Source organism: Providencia sp. PROV040, assembly GCF_032706145.1.
In the GTDB taxonomy this organism is placed as follows: Bacteria; Pseudomonadota; Gammaproteobacteria; order Enterobacterales; family Enterobacteriaceae; genus Providencia; species Providencia hangzhouensis.
The window spans coordinates 2,783,652-2,808,851 of record NZ_CP120530.1; the positions used below are offsets into that span (position 1 = coordinate 2,783,652).

The 25,200-nt window shown below is 40.1% G+C and carries 22 protein-coding genes and 1 other annotated feature; of the genes, 6 read left to right on the top strand and 16 right to left on the bottom strand.

Going from position 1 to position 25,200, the window contains the following annotated elements; all coding sequences use genetic code 11:
* The first annotated feature begins 44 nt into the window (after nucleotides 1-44).
* Nucleotides 45-1,157, top strand: a complete 1,113-nt coding sequence (locus tag P3L40_RS12760; protein WP_136134752.1) for a RhoGAP domain-containing protein — start codon at nucleotides 45-47, stop codon at nucleotides 1,155-1,157.
* Nucleotides 1,158-1,208: 51 nt separating this feature from the next.
* On the opposite strand, the gene ihfA is transcribed toward P3L40_RS12760, so the two are convergent.
* From ihfA to fos, 13 genes are all read right to left on the bottom strand, one after another.
* Nucleotides 1,209-1,505 carry an integration host factor subunit alpha gene (gene ihfA, locus P3L40_RS12765; protein WP_004263721.1) on the bottom strand — a complete coding sequence of 99 codons (297 nt, stop codon included), beginning with the start codon at nucleotides 1,503-1,505 and terminating at the stop codon, nucleotides 1,209-1,211.
* A gap of 4 nt (nucleotides 1,506-1,509) precedes the next feature.
* Nucleotides 1,510-3,897 carry a phenylalanine--tRNA ligase subunit beta gene (gene pheT, locus P3L40_RS12770; protein WP_136134751.1) on the bottom strand — a complete coding sequence of 796 codons (2,388 nt, stop codon included), beginning with the start codon at nucleotides 3,895-3,897 and terminating at the stop codon, nucleotides 1,510-1,512.
* Nucleotides 3,898-3,911: 14 nt separating this feature from the next.
* Nucleotides 3,912-4,895, bottom strand: a complete 984-nt coding sequence (pheS, locus tag P3L40_RS12775; RefSeq protein WP_136134750.1) for a phenylalanine--tRNA ligase subunit alpha — start codon at nucleotides 4,893-4,895, stop codon at nucleotides 3,912-3,914.
* A 123-nt stretch (nucleotides 4,896-5,018) separates the two neighbouring features.
* Nucleotides 5,019-5,148, bottom strand: a sequence feature (Phe leader region).
* Nucleotides 5,098-5,142 carry a pheST operon leader peptide PheM gene (gene pheM, locus P3L40_RS25145; protein ID WP_136134757.1) on the bottom strand — a complete coding sequence of 15 codons (45 nt, stop codon included), beginning with the start codon at nucleotides 5,140-5,142 and terminating at the stop codon, nucleotides 5,098-5,100. It overlaps the preceding feature by 45 nt.
* Nucleotides 5,149-5,237: 89 nt before the next feature.
* Nucleotides 5,238-5,594, bottom strand: coding sequence for a 50S ribosomal protein L20 (gene rplT, locus P3L40_RS12780; RefSeq protein ID WP_004263714.1), 357 nt, complete (start codon nucleotides 5,592-5,594; stop codon nucleotides 5,238-5,240).
* 46 nt (nucleotides 5,595-5,640) lie between these two features.
* Complete coding sequence (gene rpmI / locus P3L40_RS12785) at nucleotides 5,641-5,838, bottom strand: 50S ribosomal protein L35 (protein ID WP_004263702.1); 198 nt, start codon at nucleotides 5,836-5,838, stop codon at nucleotides 5,641-5,643.
* A gap of 95 nt (nucleotides 5,839-5,933) precedes the next feature.
* Nucleotides 5,934-6,473: a translation initiation factor IF-3 gene (gene infC / locus P3L40_RS12790; protein WP_071524539.1), complete on the bottom strand. Its 540-nt coding sequence runs from the start codon at nucleotides 6,471-6,473 to the stop codon at nucleotides 5,934-5,936.
* A gap of 420 nt (nucleotides 6,474-6,893) precedes the next feature.
* Nucleotides 6,894-7,433, bottom strand: coding sequence for a translation initiation factor IF-3 (gene infC / locus P3L40_RS12795; RefSeq protein WP_071524538.1), 540 nt, complete (start codon nucleotides 7,431-7,433; stop codon nucleotides 6,894-6,896).
* Between the two features lie 3 nt (nucleotides 7,434-7,436).
* Complete coding sequence (gene thrS / locus P3L40_RS12800) at nucleotides 7,437-9,365, bottom strand: threonine--tRNA ligase (RefSeq protein WP_004910357.1); 1,929 nt, start codon at nucleotides 9,363-9,365, stop codon at nucleotides 7,437-7,439.
* Nucleotides 9,366-9,622: 257 nt separating this feature from the next.
* Complete coding sequence (locus P3L40_RS12805; protein ID WP_136134749.1) at nucleotides 9,623-10,210, bottom strand: hypothetical protein; 588 nt, start codon at nucleotides 10,208-10,210, stop codon at nucleotides 9,623-9,625.
* 85 nt (nucleotides 10,211-10,295) lie between these two features.
* Nucleotides 10,296-10,745, bottom strand: a complete 450-nt coding sequence (locus P3L40_RS12810) for a methyltransferase family protein (protein ID WP_096863950.1) — start codon at nucleotides 10,743-10,745, stop codon at nucleotides 10,296-10,298.
* A 103-nt stretch (nucleotides 10,746-10,848) separates the two neighbouring features.
* Entirely contained in the window at nucleotides 10,849-11,247 is a 399-nt protein-coding gene (locus P3L40_RS12815) for a hypothetical protein (RefSeq protein WP_094961745.1), read from the bottom strand.
* A 103-nt stretch (nucleotides 11,248-11,350) separates the two neighbouring features.
* Complete coding sequence (fos, locus tag P3L40_RS12820; RefSeq protein WP_004263671.1) at nucleotides 11,351-11,764, bottom strand: fosfomycin resistance glutathione transferase; 414 nt, start codon at nucleotides 11,762-11,764, stop codon at nucleotides 11,351-11,353.
* Between the two features lie 466 nt (nucleotides 11,765-12,230).
* Here fos and P3L40_RS12825 point away from each other — a divergent pair, with 466 nt between their 5' ends.
* Complete coding sequence (locus P3L40_RS12825; RefSeq protein WP_004263665.1) at nucleotides 12,231-12,935, top strand: MarC family NAAT transporter; 705 nt, start codon at nucleotides 12,231-12,233, stop codon at nucleotides 12,933-12,935.
* Here the strand turns inward: P3L40_RS12825 and P3L40_RS12830 are convergent.
* Nucleotides 12,929-13,555: a transglycosylase SLT domain-containing protein gene (locus P3L40_RS12830; RefSeq protein ID WP_153673696.1), complete on the bottom strand. Its 627-nt coding sequence runs from the start codon at nucleotides 13,553-13,555 to the stop codon at nucleotides 12,929-12,931. The two genes, P3L40_RS12825 and P3L40_RS12830, sit on opposite strands and share 7 nt — an antisense overlap.
* 309 nt (nucleotides 13,556-13,864) lie before the next feature.
* On the opposite strand from P3L40_RS12830, the gene P3L40_RS12835 reads away from it, so the two are divergent.
* From P3L40_RS12835 to P3L40_RS12850, 4 genes are read left to right on the top strand one after another with little or no spacing between them, the layout of a single operon-like run.
* The gene (locus P3L40_RS12835; RefSeq protein ID WP_144140122.1) at nucleotides 13,865-14,776 is read left to right on the top strand and encodes a metal ABC transporter substrate-binding protein; all 912 of its coding nucleotides are present in this window, start codon (nucleotides 13,865-13,867) and stop codon (nucleotides 14,774-14,776) included.
* 1 nt (nucleotide 14,777) lies between these two features.
* Complete coding sequence (locus tag P3L40_RS12840; RefSeq protein WP_109911242.1) at nucleotides 14,778-15,668, top strand: manganese/iron ABC transporter ATP-binding protein; 891 nt, start codon at nucleotides 14,778-14,780, stop codon at nucleotides 15,666-15,668.
* A complete protein-coding gene (locus P3L40_RS12845) occupies nucleotides 15,665-16,555 on the top strand; it encodes a metal ABC transporter permease (protein WP_004263652.1) in 891 nt (296 codons plus the stop codon). Before P3L40_RS12840 ends, P3L40_RS12845 begins: the two co-directional genes overlap by 4 nt.
* Nucleotides 16,548-17,414, top strand: coding sequence for a metal ABC transporter permease (locus tag P3L40_RS12850; RefSeq protein WP_004263651.1), 867 nt, complete (start codon nucleotides 16,548-16,550; stop codon nucleotides 17,412-17,414). Before P3L40_RS12845 ends, P3L40_RS12850 begins: the two co-directional genes overlap by 8 nt.
* A 123-nt stretch (nucleotides 17,415-17,537) precedes the next feature.
* Here P3L40_RS12850 and P3L40_RS12855 read toward each other — a convergent pair whose 3' ends face one another.
* Both P3L40_RS12855 and P3L40_RS12860 read right to left on the bottom strand, forming a co-directional pair.
* Nucleotides 17,538-18,890, bottom strand: a complete 1,353-nt coding sequence (locus tag P3L40_RS12855) for a hypothetical protein (RefSeq protein ID WP_136134745.1) — start codon at nucleotides 18,888-18,890, stop codon at nucleotides 17,538-17,540.
* The gene (locus P3L40_RS12860; RefSeq protein ID WP_210852559.1) at nucleotides 18,887-25,195 is read right to left on the bottom strand and encodes a protein kinase domain-containing protein; all 6,309 of its coding nucleotides are present in this window, start codon (nucleotides 25,193-25,195) and stop codon (nucleotides 18,887-18,889) included. The genes P3L40_RS12855 and P3L40_RS12860 overlap by 4 nt, the downstream gene beginning before the upstream one ends.
* Between the last annotated feature and the right edge of the window lie 5 nt (nucleotides 25,196-25,200).

The window sequence follows — 25,200 nt, forward strand, 5'->3', positions numbered from 1 at the left end:
ATGAATCTAAACTTCTTTAGTTTTTTTACTTTGGAGTAATACATATGAACTGTTCTAAAATATATTCGTCTACAAATCAGATACACGATAATAAAGCGAAATCATCTGATGAAAGACAAAACACGTCTTTTATTCATTCACTAAAAGCCATTAAAAATACAGTAATGCAGTCCCTTGATTCTCTGTATCATGAACTCAAATTTATGGTAAAACATAAGTTTGACAATATTAAGATTATAGATAACCCCGCATATATTAAAAGTACAACTGTCTTACCTCCATCTGCCAATAACCAACCTACTAACAACTTTGTAAATCAACCTATTGAACCAATTCATGCGAAGCAGCTTCAGAAACAATATGAACTTGAAGCGAGTGATTTGTCAGCTCAGTGCCCAACTGAAGAATGGGCAAGTGCAGCCAACAAGATCTACTTAAAAAATATTGAATTAATCAACCAGTATCCTGATATATCTGAGGGTAAAAAAGCAGAGCTTCATTCCATGAATACGATTATTTTAGCTTTGCTGAGTAACCCAACATTTATTAAACAAGAAGGTATCTTAAGGATAAGCGGTGTTAACTCTAAAATTTCTGACCTCTTAGTAAAACTAACTGATAATGCAAGCTTTAGTCAAAAAATAAGAGAAGATAATAGTTTTACACAAAATGAACTTACCGGCGCCATTAAAGAGTTACGAAACAAAATAATAACCAAGCATTCAAATGAAGAAGACAAACTCAAAAAATTAATAAATAAATATGAAAAATCAATCGATAAAGAAAATAAAACAAAAAAAAATGTTAAAAATATGGCTCCAAACAAGAGAGATAAAACTTTACAGATAGCCAAAAACAACGCGGATGAAAGATTGCCTGAGCTGCAAAAACTACCATTGCATTTACAAATTTGTATGCCGCTGTTTGTTAAAATCGCGATACATTCAAAAGAAAACAAAATGGAACCAAAGAATATTGCCATAGCTGTTGGTGGAGGGTTGTCATCAACCAAAATAACAACTGACGAATATAATAATTTCAATAAGTTAAGTGAAAAGAAAAAACATAAAGTTATGATGAAAGAAACCGCTTTTAAGAATTCCGCGAATGAACTTCTTATGACGTTAATAGATAGAGAGCTCAAACAATTTATGTGACAAAAAAACAAAAGACCGCCTAGGCGGTCTTTTTCATATCGAACGATATAATTACTCTTTCGGCGTTGCTTTTTCTACACGGCTTTTTAATTTTTGGCCTGGGCGGAAGGTAACAACACGGCGGGCAGTAATTGGAATATCTTCCCCAGTTTTTGGGTTACGTCCGGGACGTTGATTTTTATCACGTAAATCAAAGTTACCGAATCCAGATAATTTTACTTGCTCACCATTTTCTAAGGAAAGGCGAACCTCTTCAAAGAAAGTTTCGACAAGGTCTTTAGCATCACGTTTGCTAACACCCAGTTTTTCAAACAAATTTTCTGACATTTCAGCTTTAGTAAGCGCCATAGGTTTAGTCCCTCAAGGAGGCTTGGAATCGCTGTTTTAACGCAGCAATACACAGATCAACGGTAGCAGTGATCTCTTCTTCTTCCATAGTACGCTGGGTATCTTGGAAGACAAGACTGATAGCAAGGCTCTTATAGCCATCCGCTATTCCTTCACCACAGTACACATCAAATAAGTTTATGCCAACTATATGATTTATGCCAACTTTTTTACACTCTGCTAAAACTTCAGCAGCAGCCACATCTTCTGGCACGACAACAGCGATGTCACGGCGGTTCGATGGATAGCGCGAAATCGCCTTAGCTTCAGGGATGACACGTTGTGCTATCGCATCACTACGAACCTCAAACACCACCGTACGACCATTTAAATCGAGTTTGTGTTCTAATTCTGGGTGAACTACACCAATAAAGCCAATGTGTTCATTTTCCAGATAAATCCCAGCACTTTGACCTGGATGCAATGCAGGATGTGCCTCAGATTTAAATGTAATTTGATTTAGTTTCCCAGTCAATTCAAAAACAGCTTCAAGATCACCTTTTAAGTCAAAGAAGTCAACAACTTGTTTATCTAATGACCAATGTTCTTCAAATCTGTTACCTGTAATGACCCCTGCCAACATAGGTTCTTGGCGAATTCCATATTCTGCTTGATTATCAGGAATAAAGCGCAGACCTGTCTCAAATAAACGAATTCTATTTTGTTGACGATTTTGATTATAGACAACCGTTCCTAATAAACCAGTCAGTAACGATAAACGCATCGCTGACATATCAACAGAAATAGGGTTAGGTAAAAGCAACGCGTCTTGTTGTGGATGCAGTAAAGCTTGAACTTTAGGGTCAACAAAACTATAAGTGATTGCTTCTTGGTAACCACGGTCAACTAACATTGCTTTAATACGTTTTAAAGGTAAGTTAGCTTCTTTGTGGTTAGTCATGGTCAAATCAGCACGTAATGGCACATCAGGGATGCTGTTATATCCATATACACGAGCAACTTCTTCCACTAAGTCTTCTTCGATTTGCATATCGAAGCGCCAACTTGGGGCGACAACATCCCATGTATTAGCAGAAACCGTGACTTTGCACCCTAAACGCGTCAAAATATCAGTAACTAACTCATCTTCAATAAAGTGACCAACCAAACGGTCTAATTTATTGCGTGTCAGTTTAATATTTGCGGCTTTTGGTAAATGCTGTTCACTGGTTACATCAATAATTTCACCGACTTCACCACCACAAATCTCAACAATTAGCGCAGTAGCACGTTCAATCGCTTTAAACTGTAATTGAGGGTCAACACCACGCTCAAAACGGTGAGATGCATCAGTGTGCAAACCGTAATTACGTGCACGACCTGTGATCGATAATGGGTCGAAGAATGCACACTCTAATAAAATATTTTTGGTTTCCGTATTAACACCTGAGTGTTCACCGCCAAAAATACCTGCAATCCCCAGTGCTTTTGATTCATCAGCAATCACTAATGTGTCTGATTTTAACGTTGCTTCACTGCCATCAAGGAGAACTAGTTTCTCCCCTTCTTTTGCCATGCGAGCAACAATAGCACCATCTAAACGGTCTAGATCATAAGCGTGTTGAGGCTGACCCAATTCTAATAAGACGTAGTTGGTAATATCCACAACCGCGTCAATAGAACGGACGCCACCACGACGCAACTTTTCTTTCATCCACATTGGCGTTGGCGCTGACACATCAATATTTTTGATCACACGACCTAAGAAACGTGGGCAGGCATTAGGTGCTTCTACTCGAATTGGGAAAGTATCTTTTGTGGTCACAGATACTGTATTAATAGCAGGCTCATTTAGCGCTAATTTATTAATAACAGCGACATCACGTGCAACCCCAAGAATACTTAAGCAATCTGCACGGTTAGGTGTAATGCTGATTTCAATTGCATTATCATCAAGTTTTAGATATTCACGAATATCGGTACCGATAGTGGCATCTAGTGGCAATTCAATAATGCCACTGTGGTCATCAGAAATACCCAGTTCAGAATAAGAACACAGCATACCTTCAGAAGGCTCGCCACGTAGTTTTGCCGCTTTAATTTTAAAATCACCCGGTAATACCGCGCCAACCGTTGCAACAGCAACTTTTAGGCCTTGACGGCAGTTTGGTGCACCACAGACGATATCTAATAAACGCTCACCGCCTACGTTAACTTTTGTAACGCGCAGTTTGTCTGCATTTGGGTGTTGACCACACTCAACCACTTCACCAACAACAACGCCGTGAAATTGCCCAGCAACTGCATCTACACCATCAACTTCCAAACCCGCCATCGTGATTTGGTCAGATAATGCTTCACTACTGATCGCCGGGTTTACCCATTCGCGTAACCATAGTTCACTGAATTTCATGAGATAACCCCGCCTTATTTAAACTGTTTGAGGAAACGAAGATCATTTTCGAAGAATGCACGTAGGTCAGAAACACCGTAGCGTAGCATTGTTAAGCGCTCCATCCCCATACCAAAGGCAAATCCAGAGTAGACTTCAGGGTCAATACCTACATTGCGCAATACATTTGGATGCACCATTCCGCACCCTAATACTTCTAACCATTTACCATTTTTACCCATAACATCAACTTCCGCTGAAGGTTCGGTGAATGGGAAATATGATGGTCTGAAACGTACTTGAACTTCCTCTTCAAAGAAGTTATTCAAGAAATCATGCAATGTGCCTTTTAGATTGGTAAAGCTGATATCTTTATCAACAATCAGGCCTTCTGTTTGATGGAACATTGGTGTATGCGTTTGGTCGTAATCATTACGATATACACGACCAGGAGCAATGATACGAATCGGTGGTTGTTGGCCATTCATTGTACGGATTTGTACACCCGATGTTTGCGTACGCAGTAAGCGTTTTGCATCAAACCAAAAAGTATCATGGTCAGCACGCGCGGGATGGTGAGCAGGTATATTTAACGCATCAAAGTTATGATAGTCATCTTCGATTTCTGGACCAGTTTCAACAGAGAAACCTAATTCGCCAAAAAACTCTTCAATTCGCTGAATTGTACGGGTCACTGGGTGTAACCCACCATTTTCCATACGACGCCCAGGTAATGACACATCAATTTTTTCTGATACTAGACGTGCATTAAGAATTTCAGCTTGCATCGTGTCCTTACGGGCGTTCAGTGCATCTTGAACCTGTACTTTAGCTTCATTTATCACAGCCCCTGCTGCTGGACGTTCCTCAGCAGGCAGATCACGCAACGTTTTCATCTGTAGTGTGAAATGGCCGCTCTTGCCTAAATATTCAACACGCACTGATTCCAACGTAGCAACATCTTGGGCCTGTTCAATGGCTGCTTTTGCCTGTGCAACCAACTCAGCGAGATGTGGCATTGTTTCCCCTTTATGACCACTTGGTCTTTTTGCTAGTTATTCACTATATATATTAAGCTTCACATTCTATTTGGTAATGAATGAATACTTAACTGATTTTACTGTACTTAATCTAAAACTAGAAATGAAAAAGCCTCCCTAAGGAGGCTTTAGCGTAACTTTTCATTTCTTTTTTCTATTTACGCGAAAAAGCCCCCGAAATTCAGGTGCTAAAGTAAAAAAAGAAACGAAAAATCACAGAATGCATGTAGTAAACTCTCAATAACTAACTGTATCTAAAGTATTAACACAAATAGCTATAAATGAAAAGAGGAAGTTTCCCTCCTCTTTCCAAGCAAACAATTAAGCTAAAGCGCCTTTCGCTTTTTCAACTAAAGCAGTGAATGCTGCTTTATCGAAAACTGCGATGTCTGCTAAGATCTTACGGTCGATTTCAATTGAAGCTTTTTTCAAGCCATTGATGAAGCGGCTGTAAGACAGACCGTTCTGACGAGCCGCAGCGTTGATACGTGCGATCCACAGTTGACGGAACTGACGTTTACGTTGACGGCGGTCACGGTAAGCGTATTGACCAGCTTTGATTACCGCTTGAAATGCTACGCGGTAAACACGTGAACGTGCACCATAGTAACCTTTCGCTTGCTTCAGAATTTTTTTGTGACGTGCACGGGCGATTACACCACGTTTTGCGCGAGCCATAAGCTATCTCCTATCGTCTTTATCTTATATTAACTAAATTGTTTACTTATGCGTAAGGCAGGCAAGCAACTACCAGACCCAGATCGCCCTTAGATACCATTCCTTTCGGACGTAAATGGCGTTTACGCTTAGTTGACTTTTTAGTCAGGATGTGACGAAGGTTTGCATGCTTACGCTTAAAGCCACCGCCTGCAGTTTTTTTAAAGCGCTTTGCTGCGCCACGTACAGTTTTAATCTTTGGCATTTCTTTTATTTCCAACTTCGCATTGTGATTAACTACGAATTAATTAGGCGAATAACATCTATATTGCTATAAACGAGTATTACTTGCAGGCCTAATTATTTCTTCTTCGGTGCCAGCACCATGATCATCTGACGTCCTTCAATTCTTGAAGGGAAAGACTCCACGGATGCCAGTTCTTCCAGATCAGCTTTGATGCGGTTAAGCATTTCCAGACCGATCTGCTGGTGAGCCATTTCACGACCGCGAAAACGCAGTGTAACTTTAGCTTTATCACCATCTTCCAGAAAGCGAGTCAGGTTGCGTAGTTTGACCTGATAATCACCTTCATCTGTACCAGGGCGGAATTTAATTTCCTTCACCTGAACAACTTTTTGTTTCTTTTTTTGCTCTTTTTGAGATTTGCTCTTCTCATAAAGGAATTTGCCGTAATCCATGATACGACAAACTGGCGGTTCAGCATTTGGGCTGATTTCTACTAGGTCTACACCTGCTTCTTCAGCTTTTTCAAGCGCTTCGCGTGCGCTCATGATGCCTAACTGTTCACCGTCTAAACCCGTTAAACGGACCTCTGGAACACGAATTTCATCATTAATACGATTTGGACGTGTTGTTGGGATTCTTTTTCCGCCTTTAATACTTCATTCCTCCAATTGGATAAAGAGATTTGCTTCTCTCAAGCAAATACACTCGTCACTCAATAGTTAATACCTGACGTGTGTACGATATTCTGTGTTTGTCTTCATGCGCTATGCACTGACAAAGTGATTCGACCGCGGATTTTAATGCTTATTGCCGGATTACTCAAGTAAATCTTGCAATAAATCACACTGAACTGTTTGAAAACTTGGCTATTGAGGCCAAATATTGCTTTGACGTAATTATCTTTATTCATTAATGAAGCAAATAACAAGACATAAAATACACCCGTATCTTAGCTACTATGAGATTACTTTCATCATTAATAAAAAGAAAACTCGGATAAAACAGAGAAGCAGCGCCCAAAATGAGCGCTGCTAGACTCTAGCAATTACTTCGCTATAACCATACTGGCTTAATTATTTTTTCTTTGGTGCCAATACCATGATCATCTGGCGTCCTTCAATCCTTGATGGGAATGATTCAACAGATGCCAGTTCATCCAGATCGGTTTTGATGCGGTTAAGCACTTCCAAGCCAATCTGTTGGTGAGCCATTTCGCGACCACGAAAACGCAGTGTCACTTTAGCTTTGTCACCATCTTCCAAAAAGCGAATTAGACTACGTAATTTAACTTGGTAGTCGCCTTCGTCTGTTCCTGGACGGAATTTAATTTCCTTCACTTGAACAACTTTTTGTTTTTTCTTTTGTTCTTTCTGAGATTTGCTTTTCTCATAAAGATATTTACCGTAATCCATGATACGACAAACCGGTGGTTCAGCATTTGGGCTGATTTCGACTAAGTCAACACCAGCTTCTTCTGCTTTAAAGAGGGCTTCACGCACACTCATAACACCAAGTTGCTCACCGTCTAAACCAGTGACACGGATTTCTGTTGCGCGAATTTCATCGTTAATTCGATTTGGACGCGCTGTTGGGAGTTTTTTTCCGCCTTTAATACCTTATTCCTCCATCTGATTGAGTTGACGACTGCGGATCTCTTCAAGCAGTTTTGTCATGAATTCGTTGACATCAAGGCTGCCTAAGTCTTTACCACGACGGGTACGAACAGCGACTTTACCTGATTCAACTTCTTTATCACCACATACTAACATGTAAGGGACGCGACGCAGTGTGTGCTCACGGATCTTAAAGCCGATTTTCTCGTTACGTAAGTCCGCTTTCGCACGAATGCCAACACTTTGCAGCTTGCTTACTAATTCTTGAACATAGTCTGCTTGGCTATCAGTAATGTTCATTACAACCACTTGTTGTGGTGCTAACCATGTTGGGAAAAAGCCTGCATACTCTTCTGTTAAGATACCAATGAAGCGTTCTAGTGAACCTAACACTGCACGGTGGATCATAACAGGAACGATACGTTCGTTGTTTTCACCTACATAGGAAGCTGTCAAACGACCCGGTAAGAAGAAGTCTAACTGGACAGTACCACATTGCCATGCACGGTCAAGGCAGTCATACAGTGTAAACTCAATTTTCGGGCCATAAAATGCGCCTTCACCTGGTTGGTATTCAAACTCAATACCTTTTGATTTCAGGGCGTTGGCTAAGTCTTCTTCCGCTCTGTCCCACATCTCGTCAGTACCGATACGTTTTTCAGGACGGGTTGATAGTTTTACAACAATTTTTTCGAAACCAAAAGTTGCGTAAACATCATAAATCATTTCAATACAGCTAGTGACTTCACTTAAGATTTGCTCTTCAGTACAGAAGATATGTGCATCATCCTGAGTAAAGCCACGCACACGCATTAAGCCGTGCAATGCACCTGATGGCTCATTACGGTGACAGCTGCCAAATTCTGCCATACGCAATGGTAAGTCACGGTATGATTTCAAACCTTGGTTAAAAATTTGTACGTGACCTGGGCAGTTCATTGGTTTTACACAATATTCACGGTTTTCAGATGACGTCGTGAACATAGCGTCTTTATAGTTATCCCAGTGACCTGTTTTTTCCCATAATACGCGGTCCATCATAAATGGCCCTTTCACTTCTTGATAATTATAAGCTTTCAGTTTAGTGCGTACGAAGGTTTCCAGTTCACGGAAAATTGTCCAACCGTCATTATGCCAGAATGCCATTCCCGGCGCTTCTTCTTGCATATGGTATAAATCTAACTGTTTACCAATTTTACGGTGGTCACGTTTAGCTGCTTCTTCTAAACGTAATAAATAGGCTGCCAATTGTTTTTTATCAGCCCATGCGGTGCCGTAAATACGTTGCAGCATTTTGTTATCGCTGTTACCACGCCAGTATGCACCAGCCACTTTTTGTAGTTTAAAATGGTGGCAAAAACGCATATTCGGTACGTGTGGACCGCGACACATATCAACATATTCTTCGTGATGATATAAACCAGGGCGGTCATCTTGACTAATATTTTGATCTAATATTTCAACTTTATAGTCTTCGCCTCGAGCCACAAATGTTTCACGAGCTTCGCTCCAAGAAACACGTTTTTTCACCACATCATAATCTGTTTTGGCAAGCTCAAGCATGCGCTTTTCAAGCTTTTCCAAGTCTTCCTGGGTCAGCATGTGGTCTAAATCAACATCATAGTAAAAACCATTGTCGATAGTCGGCCCAATCGCCATTTTAGTGTTTGGCCATAATTGTTTGATTGCATGGCCTAACAGGTGAGCACAAGAGTGACGAATAATTTCGAGTCCGTCTTCATCTTTGCTCGTAATAATGGATACATTTGCATCATGTTCAATTATTTCACATGCATCAACGCGTTCGCCATTAATTCGACCCGCGATACAGGCTTTAGCTAAACCCGCTCCGATGTCTCGAGCAACATCCATCACAGAAACGGGATGGTCAAACTGACGCTGACTTCCATCAGGAAGAGTAATAACAGGCATTAAAAAATCCTTATCAGCAGTGGTGACCCACACGAAAGATCACTTGCTTGATTATTCCAAAGTTATAAATCAATACGTTACTAACGATTTCTCACTTCACTATGCAAGATATGTACACAAATATGGGAAACTTAAAACGCCCTATTTCGTTACATCGTGAGCAACTCAACTGCTAATGATAACACAGACCTATTTTATGGTGATAGCGTAATACCGTGAATTGTTCTTCTTCATATGAAAAATCAACACCTTCCCGATTAAATGATGAATAAGTTATCCAATGCAGGAAATAGTTTTTCTTTTTGCTTGAAAAACACACGATACCAACGGGATCCACTAGGTGCGATTAACTCTTCACTGATTATCTTATTTTGTTGAAGAATAATAACCGATTGAATTGATTTCCATAAAGAGTAAATGATGTAGAAAGTGGCTATTAACGAGAGTAATAGTACATAAGTATTATCTAATTTCTCTATTTGCCAAAGTAAATAAATACAAAAGATAATTTGAATTAACGCCCGAATAATAAAGGCAATACTAAAGAATGACTTCGCATGCTGTATCGTTGCAAAACAGGGATTGGAGAGAGTTTGTCTTCTTTCTTGGACTGGAATACCATTCACATATACCATCCAATCAGATGTATCGCTATTTTTTAAGACTATTCCTTTTTCCTTCATTCCATGAATTTTAAATGAGACTACGACAGCCCAAACAACCCCGATGGTAAATAAATAAAGTATAAAACCACTTACCGAAAAAAAAGCAAAAAATACGCTGAACATTATAAAACATGCGAGTTTACTGGAATATATCCAAAATGGCGCCACCTGATAGTTCATGATTATCCTAAATATGTTTTGCGTAAATTCTAAATTTGAAGTGTACAAAACAGATTAAATGATAAAGCGTCTCATTTCCACCAATCTATAACCAACGTCTCGTTTGTTTGCTATATTTTTCCCACTCATTCTTAAATGATGCAGATAAAAAACGTTCTTCCTGTGGGATCGTGTATAAATCAGTAATCAGCCAAAATACTAACCCTGCGACCAAAAAATAAGGAGAATGTGAAAAGAAAGCTAAAGCCAGGCTCATTGATGTAAAAGCTAAATACATTGGATTACGTGAAAATCGGTAAGGCCCGTTAGTCACTAAATGCGTTGCCTTAACCGTAGGATTTGGTGATGTTTTATGTTTATAAAAGTAGTAAAGACTCGTCGCGACCCAACTCACACTCTCCAGTGCAATTAATATACCTAAAATTCCCATCCAACCAGAAAACGTCCAGTCTAAAAGACCTTGCTTGGAAAGAAAATATACAGCGACCCCATTAGCGACTAACCAATTCAATAATGGCAATTTAAATATATTCATTGCGTTACCTGTAAGCCAAAATGATGCTATTAGCATACCATAAATGAATATATAAATTTGAGTGGAGGAACATATAGAGGAGTGATATTAACTACAAAAATAATTAGTTATTGGGAGTTAAGGAAAACACACTCTTTAAACCTTCTAATTTACTATACTCTTGCTGGCAAACTAAATTTCGTACATCACTGGGCATAGAATCAATTCTGGTTTGAATATTGGCAAGTTGTTCATCTAAACTATTCATTCCCTTTACATCAACAATGTCCTGATTCACTTTAAGATAATCAGTAAAACTTTGCAGGTTATCCTCTAGACTATTACAAATATCATTACTGGCTAAACTCTGCGGTAAAATAGCACTGAGCGATGTTGGTAAGACTTGGGATATATTCGGATAAATGCTTTGCTTCCACTGCTGAGGAAAAACGATTAGTAACATGGCGGCAGCCAAAACTAATAGCATCGACGCCCCGGCTAATGTCGCTATAAGTTTTTTCATTCTTTTTCCTATTACTCAAAATTAACTGAAAATAGGATAACCAACTCTGCGTAAAGCTATTTTTAAAACTAAAAATCCTTTGTAAAGAAATCCATAACTCTTTTTAATAAAATTTCATTTCTTCATACGGTTTTTCTTGGCAGCTCTTTAAGCGCTGTAATAAGCCGCCTACATGCAATTCTAATTTGTGGCCATCTGGATCAAGAAAGTAAAAAGAATCTCCTTCACTTTTATTTTCTTTCCAGACAATGACATTTGCTTGCATTAGCCTATCAACAACGATAAGAAAGTCTTTCGCATCAACGTTAAAGGCATAGTGTGTGTAATCCGTTTTTTCTGGGGACGAAAATTGGCGAGTTATATCTAATGATAAACATAACCATAAATCGCCACAGGAAATATAGGCGCCCTTTTTCCAACTCGCATGTAACTTCATACCAAGTAGTGATTGATAAAAACCAATACTTTTTTCTAAATCAGTTACAGCTAAAGTTAAATGGTTGATTCCGTTTAACATATTTTTTTACCCTTTACTTGTCTGTCACAGTGAATTCTTTTAATGAATTTACATAAATTATCAGTAAATAACATTGCAGCAGATATACTACATTCCATATCAACTTAAAGACAACCTGTTACGAAATGCCCTTAACCTTTTTATCCCCCATAAAAAGGTTTTTTTTTGCCTTTAAAAATTGAATACTTTTACCACAATCACTCATCTTACTGTTATTTAACAAATAAAATAAGTTATTCACAGATGAAAGCCATTGTTATCCACAATTAATGTGAACAACTCTTATTATCTACAAACTAATAAATGATAGTTAATATTAACTCTTACTCATCAGTATGCTAACCACCTCCTACCATAAAATATCTCACTAGATATAAATGCTAACCTACAGATCTATAAGAAATTTTGCTATCATTTGAGATAAGGTATTTTATTCACATTAATCAGGAGCTTGAATCTAACTTCCATGACAAATTTTCTTGAGCTATTTCAAGCCGTTGGTATTGGTCTGGTACTGTTACTTCCTCTCGCCAACCCTTTAACTGCAATTGCAGTCATGTTAAGCATCTCTGCTAATATGACAAAAGAGCAGCGTGACCATCAATCGTTATTGGCCTCTATTTATGTATTCGCAATCATGACAATCGCTTTTTATGCAGGCCAATTAGTCATGAACACATTTGGAATATCAATACCAGGACTGCGAATTGCAGGCGGGCTAATTGTGGCATTTATTGGATTTGGCATGCTGTTTCCTAGCAGTGATGTTGGGGAAGACCCAACCGCCAATGCCCTTGATGATCCAAATGTCCCTAAAAAACGCCAAGAATCACCTAGCATTGCCTTTGTTCCTCTTGCTATGCCAAGTACCGCAGGCCCTGGTACTATTGCTATGATCATCAGCTCCACTGCATCATTACAAGGTAATGTTAGTTTTGCCCCATGGGTTTTAAAAGTCGCCCCCGTAATTACCTTTTTTATTGCAAGTCTCATCGTTTGGATTGGTTTAAGAGGCGCAACTTCTATTATGAGGTGGCTAGGAAATAGCGGTATTGATGCAATCGCACGGGTGATGGGATTTTTATTAATCTGTATGGGAGTGCAATTTGTAATCAACGGAATTGTTGAAATTGTCGCGCAACTCCCACACTTAATGCGTGAATATCAATAAGACATAGCTAATGCATTGTAAGCATTTTTAACTTTCCACAAATAGCGTGGGGCTTGCGGTGCAGGATGTTTTGTTTGTACATGTTGATAAAATTCTTCCGGCGATAAGCTGTTAATCATTGCAATCGCCCTACCCTTATCATTATCAAATGTTCTTAATAACGCTCCAGCCCCGTTCACATAAGCGACAACAGTTGCATAATATAACGTCTGAGGGTGGCTTATTCCAGCAAGGTGCTGTTCCCTTAAAATACGAATATAGGCTGTGCCAATATCAATATTTTTTTGTGGATCTTTTAGGTCACGAGTACTCGGCTCCCCTGGCTTTCCTTGGTAACGGTATGCGTCACGCCCCGCTGTCGAAGCTTTAATCTGCATCAAACCTATTGCGTTGGATTTACTGACAACTTCAGGCCTAAAATTGGATTCGACCTCAATAATAGCCCTAATTAAAGCTTCATCAACACTATAACGAACCGCAGAGTCACGAATAAATTCATCAAAAGGCGTTCTTGGAAATGTCGTATTTTGTGTGGCTATTGGCCCTGTAGGCTCTAACATTCGCTGTTTTGTTACAGGCCTATCTGGCTCGCTTGAACAACCTGCTAGTAGCAGTAGCATAAAAGTACCGCCAATTATTTTTCTCACTGTCGAATCCTCTACGATGGAAGCCGATGGCAGAATAACTAATCCTAAGAAAAATAAAATAATTTTTACTTAACTTTTACTTCAGGACGTGTTTTAGTCGTACAAATAGCCATGGGACTTAGAAGCCTATAATGACGAATAATGCTATTCCACACTGTTTGTATTTATTTTTCACAATTGATATTGATAATCATTATCAGTTGAGATATAAAATATAATTGTTATAAACCTTAACAACTGTATGTTAAAAACGCTAAACCAATAATGTCAGGGTCACTTTTTATGAAGAAGAACGTATCTCGATTATCTGCACCTTTACTAACCAGTATGTTTGCTTTGGTAGCAGTCATCTTTTTTAGCCAACCTGCTTTTGCTAAAAAGTTTAAAGTCGTAACCACTTTTACCATTATTCAAGATATCGCTCAAAATGTAGCTGGAGATGCAGCAATTGTCGAGTCTATAACGAAGCCTGGTGCGGAAATTCACGGTTATCAACCAACTCCTAAAGATATTATGAAAGCCTATGATGCAGATTTAATCTTATGGAATGGGATGAATTTGGAAGTTTGGTTCCAACGTTTCTTTGAAAATTTCAAAAATGTTCCTGCAGTCGTAGTCACTGAGGGTATTGAGCCAATGCCAATCCGTGAAGGTGAATATAAAGACAATCCAAACCCACATGCATGGATGTCTCCTGCCAATGCTAAAATTTATATTGAAAATATTCGTCAAGCTCTGGTCAAATATGATCCTGAAAATGCAGAAACATATAATGCCAATGCTAAAAAATATGCGCAGCAAATTGCTGAACTTGATGCCCCTTTACGTGAACGTTTAAATCGTATTCCAGAAAATGAACGTTGGTTAGTCTCAAGTGAAGGCGCATTTAGCTATTTAACAAAAGATTACGGCTTTAAAGAAGTGTACTTGTGGCCAATCAATGCAGAAGAGCAAGGCTCTCCTCAACAAGTGAAAAAAGTGATTGATACTGTCCGTAAATACAAAATCCCTGTGGTATTTAGTGAAAGTACCATTTCTGATAAACCTGCTCGCCAAGTCAGTAAAGAAACCGGGGCAAAATACGGTGGCGTGTTATATGTTGACTCATTATCAACTGCCGATGGCCCAGTACCAACATATATAGACCTTTTAAATACGACTGTAGACACGATAGCGAAAGGATTTTCACAGTAATATGAATCACTCAAGTCAATTCGAACACCCGAATCTTATCGTCGATGATGCGACTGTGACATATAATAACGGTCACACCGCTATCTATGACGCAAGCTTTACTATCTCAGGTGGCTCTATTTGTGCCTTAGTTGGCGTAAATGGTAGTGGCAAGTCAACGTTATTTAAAACCATTATGGGGCTTGTCACCCCATCTTCTGGCAGTGTGACATTAAATGATCAGCCGATAAAAACCGCGCTTAAAGAAAATGTGATTGCATACGTCCCACAAACAGAAGAAGTTGACTGGAATTTCCCCGTTCTCGTTTCTGATGTTGTGATGATGGGCCGTTACGGCAAAATGGGGTTTTTCCGCATCCCTAAACAAGCCGATAAAGATGCTGTCAAAATGGCATTAGAACGGGTTGACCTTGCAGGGCTTGAACATCGCCAAATAGGCGAGCTTTCAGGTGGTCAGAAAAAACGGGTTTTTTTAGCGCGAGCGCTCGCACAAGAAGGTAAAGTTTTACTCCTTGATGAACCCTTTACTGGGGTTGATGTTAAAACTGAAAATGCCATTATTGACTTGCTGCGTAGTTTGCGTGACGAAGGCCATCTAATCCTCGTTTCAACTCATAACTTGGGTAGTGTGCCTGAGTTTTGCGACCACGTTATCTTAATCAATCGCACTGTTTTAGCGAGTGGACCTACAGAAACAACATTTACGCAACGAAACCTGCAGCAAGCTTTCGGCGGCGTATTGCGTCATATTAACCTGTCAGGTCAAGAGCTTCATGACGATGATGACCCTCGCTCTGTCACCGTCATTACCGATGATGAAAGAGCGGCTGTATTCTATGGTCATGACCATGATGCCCCCGTTCGAAAAAACCAAGCTAAGGGTTCCGAATGATTGAGATGTTATTACAGCCCTTTGAATATGATTTTATGATAAAAGCTATTTGGGTCAGCGCCATTGTTGGTGCTGTCTGTGCGTTTTTATCGGCGTATTTGATGTTGAAAGGCTGGTCATTAATGGGAGATGCGCTCTCCCACTCTGTTGTTCCTGGGGTGGCTGGTGCTTATGCTTTAGGTTTGCCCTATGCGGCTGGCGCCTTTTTTACTGGGATCCTCGCGGCACTGGCCATGACATTAATAAAGCATCTAACTCGTTTACGTGAAGATGCTGTCATTGGCTTTATTTTCTCTACTTTTTTCGCAGCAGGTTTGTTGATTGTTTCATTGAACCCAACATCTGTGAATGTACAAAGTATTATTTTTGGTAATATTTTAGGTATTGCGGATTCTGACGTATTACAAGTAGAAATTATTATTGGCATTTCATTCATTGTACTGCTGTGCTTATGGAAAGATTTATTAGCCGTTTTTTTCGATGAAAGCCACGCTCGTTCAATTGGCTTGAACCCATTACGCCTAAAAATTATTTTCTTTACATTATTAAGTGCTTGTACTGTTGCAGCCCTACAAACAGTTGGTGCAATCCTTGTTATCGCAATGGTCGTCACTCCGGGGGCAACCGCCTATTTATTGACCGACCAGTTTAAACGTTTACTCATTATTTCAGTCACAATTGGCACCGTAACCAGTGCTGTTGGTGCTTATATCAGTTATTTCCTCAACGGTGCTACAGGTGGGTTAATTGTTACACTACAAACTATTATTTTCCTGTTGGCATTTTTCTTTGCACCTAAGCACGGTATTTTTGCCTCAAAACGTAATGCAAAAAAGGAAGTAGCTCGGCTGCATCAGTCACACCGACAAGGAGCATCTCATGAGTGATTTCATTGACTTACTGATGGCTCCGTTTGCTTTTCCTTTTATGCAAAAAGCATTGATTACCGCCATTGTTAGTGGGACCGTATGCGCTATCCTTTCTTGCTTTTTAGTATTGAAAGGTTGGTCATTGATGGGTGATGCAATTTCCCATGCCGTTCTGCCGGGGATCATTATTGCTTCTTTACTCGGTATCCCATTGGCGATAGGGGCCTTCGCATCTGGCTTATTCTGCGCTGTCGCTACAGGGTATTTAAAAGAAAATAGTCGGATAAAAGAAGACACCGTCATGGGGATTGTGTTTTCTGGGATGTTTGCTATCGGCTTGGTTATGTTTGCTAAAATAGATACCGAACAACACCTTACACATATTTTATTTGGTGATATTTTAGGGATCACGGATAGCGAGTTTAAGCAAATATTGCTATTTGCAGGGGTCACTATTGCAATTATCTTACTGAAACGTAAAGATTTTATGCTCTATTGTTTTGACCCAAACCAAGCCCGTGTGATTGGCCTCCCCGTCAAGCTGATACATTATGGTTTACTGTCTTTACTTGCATTAACCATTGTCGCTTCACTGCAAGCTGTTGGGATCATTTTAGTTATTGCCATGCTGATCTCCCCGGGAATTATTGCATTTGTCCTATGCCGGAGCTTCGGCAAAATGCTCATCGTCGCTATCATCGCTTCTGTAACATCAAGTGTTATTGGAACCATCTTGAGTTTTCACATTAATGCGACGACTGGGCCAACCATTGTTGTTACGCAAGCGGTTTACTTTGTAATAGCCCTGCTCTATAGCAAGCTAGTACTGGCACGTAAAAGAAATCAGACTAACCCACAAAGTATGCATACCGCATAATAAATGGCAGATATAACAAAAAAGCTGAATTCACGCATAACGAATTCAGCTTTTTTATTTTCAATAACACCCTAGCTATGCAACAAGATCTTTTTTAGTAACTTAAGCATCTGCATTAATTAGCTATCTGCTGCGTGTTTTTAACTGGTTCACCGCAATATTACGACGTTGCTCTTCAGATTGGGTTTCATGCACTTTCATTTCCCCACTTCCCGCTGGTAACGCCTGCTCAACAACAAGTTCTGCATCTGTCTGAGCAATAATATCTTGTAATTGTTGATGTTGATTACACCAAATTGCATCAACATCCTGGTCTCGTGAATTATCCCGCCTTGCAGAAAAAGCCACTGTACGCGCTTGAAAACGCGCTTGTTTTCCACCTAATTCTAGTCCATACCCCGGCGTTGCAGGGTGTGTGACGACCACTTTGCCATCATCCAGCCATGCTTTAACATCAGTATCTTGAACTTGATAACCGAGTTTTCCTAACCCTTCTAATACCGTTTTCCTTTGTGCAGTGGCAACAACCTGTTGTTCTGCAGTACTTACGGCATTATTCAGCTTATCTATCCATGCAGTTAACACTTCTATCGAGCTTGATTGTATACTCGCTAACGCATTCGAAATCATGGCTTCATTTTCATTACTCGCAAAAATAGCCAATTCATCACAAAGTTGTTCAATTTTATCGATAAGTTCAATTCGTTGCTGACTTAACTTCAATTGCCCAGCTAATGTCATGATCAATGAATCGGCACGTAAATGGCGCTGTGTGCCTTCTTTAAATTCTTGAAGCTCAACCAGTTGTTGTTCCGCACGCTGAGCTTCATCAGAAGAAGCGATTAATTTCAGTTTTTCAATCATCAATAGTAGCTGTTCACGTTGCTTGGCAAACGGCGTTTGAGGTAAACCTGATTGCCAAAATTGCTTCACGCCTTCAGATTGTGCTTTTAGCTGGCTCAATAATGCCGCTGCCGATGGTGTTAGTGAAGTTGATTGTGAACTCAATAAAGCTAATACTTTAAAAATTAATTTATTAGATTGGTTTTCATCCAGTTCACTAGCCGAAATTAATTGCGTAAGAAGTTCGGTCTCATTTGGCAGTTTTTCATGTACCAGTGCGATTAATTCAGCCAAATTATGTTCTCTGTACTTTTTTGTTCGGGCTAATAACGCTTGTTTTTCAAGTTGTTGCTCACGAACTTCCTGTACTTCGTTATTCAGTGTCCCAGTAAACTCAACCAATTGGTTATTTAATAAACTTAAATTGCGTGCTGACAATGTGGCAACCTGTGCCTCATTTTCCATTAACTGCTGGTATGCTTGTTTGATTTGTGCAATACGCGGCTGATGATATTGGCTGCGGTTTGCCAATGCATTCCACTGTTTAAATCGACGTTTAACTACCGCAAGCTGACGCCGACACTGAATTTCATTCATTTCCCTAACAGTTATACGATGAACCGATGAACTCATAACGCACCTTCTTGCGGATTTTGGCTCTCTATTTGAGAGAGGGATGAGGTTAATAAAGCCTGAGAAATGGCATCATGCAGTTGTTGCTGTGCCAAATCACGATTTTGATACCATTCGATAATAGAAACCCGGTAGCGTGCTGGTATCACTCGTGCCAGAACAGCACTGCGCCATAGCTCCCTAGAACGCGCTGTTTTTAATAGTGGGTGTGATGGTATGTCGCATTCAATACCGATGAGCAAACGGCCACTGGTTCGGTCCTCAACAATGCCATCAAAATGGAATACCCCATTTTGGCTTGCGGTGGTCACCTGCCAGCCACTTTGTCGAATAAAACTCATTACCGAATCGACAAACGCATTTTGCGGGAGCGTTTCGTTATCAACCGCTGACTGTGTATGACACATGCGACTAAGTAATTTTTTATTTTCTTTTTGCATTAATGGGTTACACGCATTTAACGCATAAGCCAGATAACCTTGTAAATAATCTCTTGGAATTTCCGGTTTGCGGTAAGTGGCTAGTAAATCAGAAATTTCATCTATTGGCATTGATGACATTATTACGACTTGCTGACGAGCACGAGTGATGGCGACATTTAAACGCCGTTCACCACCAGTTTGCCCTAATACCCCGAAGTTACGCCTGAATGTCCCCTGCGCATTGCGACCAAATGTGGTAGAAAATAAAATCACATCGCGTTCATCACCTTGCACATTTTCCACATTTTTCACAAAAAATGACATATCTTCGTCATTGTGAGTGCGTTGGTTTTCCTGCGTATACGCCTGAAGAAAATCTTCATCCTGTGCTGCACGTAATTGAATTATTTGATTAATTAACGTTGCTTGCTTTTGGTTAAACGTGACTACCCCCACAGAGGGTCGTTGTTCGAAAGGCCGTTGCCACATTGAAGCTAAATGATCCACGATAGCGACTGCTTCAGCTTCATTGCTTTGGTTAACATATGTACCATTGACTTGAATAAGCTGTAATGGCTTAATTTTGCTGACCATTTTAGAAGAAAACTGCGCTGGAATATTAAGCCTATTTTCGTAGAAAGCAAAATTGGAGAAATTAATCAGCTCTCGATAAGCAGAACGGTAATGAATATCCAATGTATGAATAGGCAATACTGTACGTGCTAAATGTAATAAATCAGGGCAATCACTAATTTGCCGGTAATCCCATTGCTCTCCTGCCAATTCTTGTTGGTCATCGTCTTCTTCATCAATATCGTCTTCAATTTGCTTGCCTGTGAAAAATTTTGAAGGTGGCATTTGCTTTTCATCGCCACTAACAATGGCCTGTTTGGCTCTAAATAAAGTCGATAAGGCAAATTCAATCGGCATCTGTGAAGCTTCATCATAAATCACACTGTCAAACATGGCACCTTCAAGAGGGAGCACCTGGCTCGCTACATCGGGTGTCATCAACCAAACCGGCCGTAGTTGCATTAACCCAATATCTCGACCTTCTTGTATAAATTCCCTTAAACGTCGCGCTCTTGGCCCTGCTAAACGAGTAATTTCTTCCCATTCTCGGCGGTTCCCTAACGTTTTGATATCTATATTGGTCGTCAATGCCAATTTATTGAATTGTTGTAATTGTTTTTGAGCATTTTCTAGTTCAGCTAGGTCTGACATCAGCTGGCCGTGATTAGTACTTAATGCAGGCAATGTTGCCTGCAATTGAGCTTTAGTAAACAGACAGAAATAATAGTTAATTGTTTGAATTAATTGATCTCTCCATTGCGTTGTGCCCCCTTCAGTTGCGATAAGTTGTCCAATAGCCGGTTTTAATAGCGTTAAGATCCCCCAATGCTGCTCGGTAAAATGTTGTGTTTCTTCCCGAAACGATTGGTAACGCTGTAAATTTTCTTTCTGTTGCGCTATCAGCACCAGTTCAGTCGTATTTGACTCACCGTTTACGATGGCCATCTTAAACCGTTCAACGGTTTCTGATGAAAATACGCTATCTAGCCGACTTAATTGGTTTAAGCTTTCCGTTTTTGCACGTAACTTAGCTATTGCCGCCCTGACTTCATGACATTGATGGATAAACCCGGCTTTTTGTTGCTGAGTAATCGCGTCTATAAAATGCAAAGGTTCAGGGTACTGAGTGAGAAGCTCAGCCATATCTGCCACTCGTTTTAATTGCATGACCAACGGTTGCAATGTGCTACGCCACTGGTGGTTTGGCTGAAGCTCAAGGCCAAGCTGTTGATATAATGGTTGTAATTCCCTTTCAAGTAAACGCCATTGTTGTTCAACGGCAATGGTATTAAGCACTGAAGTCTGTTTTTCAGTCGTAGGCGCTAAGCCACTAGCCGCCATAAATGACTGCAATTGGTTTTGCCGACGGTAGTAATACGGGTTCAAGAAACGTAACCATGACCCTTGCATTGTTTCCATCAATGCTCGCGATAATTGGGAAAGATGGTCATTATCAATCCCCCTAAACACAGGGAATAATAACGGGTCGATATTTTCTTCATTAATCGATAATAAACGCTGATACAACAGCTCAAGTTGGTTAATAACTAAATTTCCCGTTTCACTGCTAAATAGCGTTAACCAACGGGAGAAACCCTGCCATTGTTCAGCCGTTAATTGGCTAAATTGTGCTTCATGCTGTGATAACCATTGCTCATGAGTCGATAATTGAGTCAACGTAATTTGCTGATATGGCGTTTTATAAGCTTCATCACGTTGCTTTTCAGTATCGATCAATCCCATAATAGATTGATTAAACAATAAATATTGAGGGTCATTCACCGTAAACTGCGATAAGGCTTTTAGTGCATTATTTTCATAATCCAATTGCCACCAAGTATACGCATGTGACTTCAAATCATCCGTTAGTTGCTCAATCGTATGGCTATCAAATTGCGCTAATGAAGGCTTAATGTGCTGTTCATCAATATCAAAATGAGGAAGCTTTTCAAGTTCAATCAATTGGCTTAATACTTGTTTATAAGAAACTTGAAACTTTTCGTCGATATTATTGAGTGAGTGAAAATACCTATCTATTTTTTGTTCAAATAGCTGAACGCGATTTACAAGATGAATTCTCTCTCCCTGCCAATCAAGCTCAACGAGCTGGCTTTTTTCTTGTCCCCAAAGTTGCTCAATTTGTTCTCTCACCGTCAAAATAATCTCACGGCCTTTTTGGCTTTGGCTGATATATAGTGCTCTATCCCCTAATCCATTAGCAATCAAACGCTTATAGACTACTTCTAGTGCAGCAGGTTTTTGACACACCACTAAAACGGTTTGCTGACGCCCTATCGCATCTGCAATCAAACTCACGATGGTTTGGCTTTTCCCTGTCCCTGGCGGCCCCTCAATCAGCAGCCCCGTGTTAGCTTGTACAGCTTGAACAACTTGTTCTTGTGATGGGTCTGCCAATGACAATGCATACTGGTTAAGTAAATTATCTGGCTGTGTTTCACTCGTGCTATTGAGCGGTGAGACTTTTAGCATTGTCGCTAAGGCTGTTTGGGAAATAGGTAGCCCAGCAATTTGCTGTAAATCGCTACTCATCGCCTGTCCAATAAACGAGGTATGGAAGAGTACCGCTGAACAACAGATTTGTGCACTATTCTCTGCAATTGAAGTAGTGATCGACGGAAGTGGCGCGAGTTCTGTACTTTGTATCGGTAATAAAGACGTAAGTGTCTCCATCATATCTTCAATGGTTAAACCTGCTTTAGATAATAAATTATCTAATATTGTTTGCCACTCACTCACCGGAGGTATCCCCGCAAAGCTTGCCAGTGCTGGATTTAAGCGTATTGCCGCCCTCTCATGATCAAAACTAAGCTGTATAGGGCTGTTTTGAGCTAAAGAAGTCCGTAATGAAACGGGCCATAAAAATAAAGGTGCAATTCGTGGTTTAATTTGATTCGGCTGTGTGTGCAATAATAAGAATGGGAAACCAAGGTACATGCCATCAATACCTGTATCCCGTTGATATAACTGCGTATCTGATTGTAGGATCCGTAATCGGCCATTGACGCCTTTATGCTGTAATAGCAAATCACTATCAATGGTAACCGTGCTTTTTTTGCGGTTCAATAAATGTTCAAGTAATGCACTTGCAGGGCGAACGGGGCTATCGCATTCCATTAAATCGACTCGCCCAGTATTTTGCGTTAAACGCATACGTACCAGGTTTCCACGTTGTGTCACTGACGTGAGCTTTTGTGTAAAAAACCTTAGAACTTCAAGAACATATTTTTGTGATTCGGGTACTTGCCAGTGTTCGAATGGAATAGCCAGCAATACGAGAATTTTGACTAACGGCAAGCGACGCATTAATAAAAAGTCATCAACCCAACCATCTAATTCAGGGATCCCTATACGTTTGAAATCACTGACTCGGTGGTTAATGAGCTGGTATAGTTCCCCTCTTGGTAACAAAAGTTGGTTTTTGGCTATTTCGCTATCAAAATTGTGGATATCATTTTGTTTTGCTAATTCAAAAGATTGCTCGACTAATGCAGTCAATGAAATAAATTGCCCAATATCAGCGCTTAGCAATAAAATATAATCAATTTCTTGCAGATTTTGTCTATCTAATAAGGCTTGTAGGCTTTCATTATGTGAGTCAGGAAATTGGCTATGCAGTAATTCCCAACGCGCAGCGAGCTGGCTTATTGATGTAATTAGCAAATACAGTTTCAAGCTTTCTTCATTGAGTAATATATTCAATTGTTCAGCGCGTTGGCGTACTAAGCATTGGCGGTGGTAGAGCTGCACTAACCAATGTTGTGGGTCGATATTCTGAATATGTTGAGTTAATGGCTCACTAATTAGTGCGTAAGCAAGGATAGGCTGTTCTAATAACCACGCCGGTGTGATGATTTCACCACGGTAAATAAATGGCATATTCGGGTTTAGGATTTTTAAAGCTAAAGTGAGTTTAATATCTTGATTAATTTCACTTTGTAAGGCTCCATCTAGCGTTTTTGGACTATCTAAAAAAGCCTGAAGTTGTTTGAGTTGTTCCTGACTATTATCAAACTTTGCTAACCACGACGTTAATTCCCCGCGTAGCAAAAATTGGACTGCACCATCCCAATGAGCTTGTTCACCAGCAACCATGGCAAAAGTATCTGGCTGAGAAAATTGCTGACCGGCAAACTGGACTTGATGGTATTGAGTTGGCGAGCCTGCTATCGCACTTTGCGGTGCTTGGACCGCTTTCCCCTCTAGCCATGCTGACACCTGCGGCCATTGCCAACGTAAAAAACGATCCCGGCACAATAACCCGCGCAATAATAGTTGTAAGTTGGGGTCTAAATCATCAGGAAAATCAACGCCATTAGTCATGACTTGGATTAAGAACGCATTATCATGAACTTGAGCAAAACACTGCCCTTGGGTCAGTTGTTCTAATAAAATAACCCCAAGACTCCACCAGTCTGATGCGGCGCTCACACCGCCTGCTAAGGTTTCTGGTGCGCTATAACGGGAAATATCTAAGGGTGTTACGATATCAAGGTCAAATTCAGACAAACTCGCAGAGCCATATTCAATTACCACAATATCTAAAGGCTCACGGCTGCGGATCAACAAATTAGCGGGACATAGATTACGATGACGTAAGCCATGCTCAGTAAATGCCGCTATCGCTTGCCCCATTTCTTCAACCAATTTGGGGATTTCATGTAACTGCCAAAATTCCCCTTGCTGAATAAATTGGCTCAATGAGCCACCTTCCAATAATTCAGTCACATGCCAAGCGCGGTTTTCCCAGCGTCCCGTTTCATAAAACTCAGGCACATGGTCTGTTGGGATCAATTGAAGTACTTGATAAATCGTAGGATCAGGTTCTTCACCTTTTTGATATAAGGTAAGCACACCATTTTTGTCGTTTTCAATATGTGTAACTAAATAACGTTCCCGTGGGCTATCGTTTTGGTTAATACGTCGTTCAAGTCGCCAATTACCAATCAGTCGTTGAGATTGCTCCTCAATATTGCTTAGTTCAAGAGCTGCATCCGCCCCACACTCAAGGCAGATAAAATCCCCCTCATCCATGGAATGCCCATTCACACAAACTCTTTGTTCAATAATTTGGTTATTTTGATTATTCTCATCAATACTGAGTTTTGGGCTCTCCATCGAGGTATTGTGCTCATCAATGGGGCGCCAACCCGTTTCATGAATAGCTTCAGGGGTTAAATCCCAGCCACAAAACTGATTATCTCCTTGTGGTGTTTTAATTTGCCCAGCACAAAAAATTTCAGTTAACGGTCGCTCTGTTTGGCAATGTGGGCAAAAACGTATCATGGTCATCCATT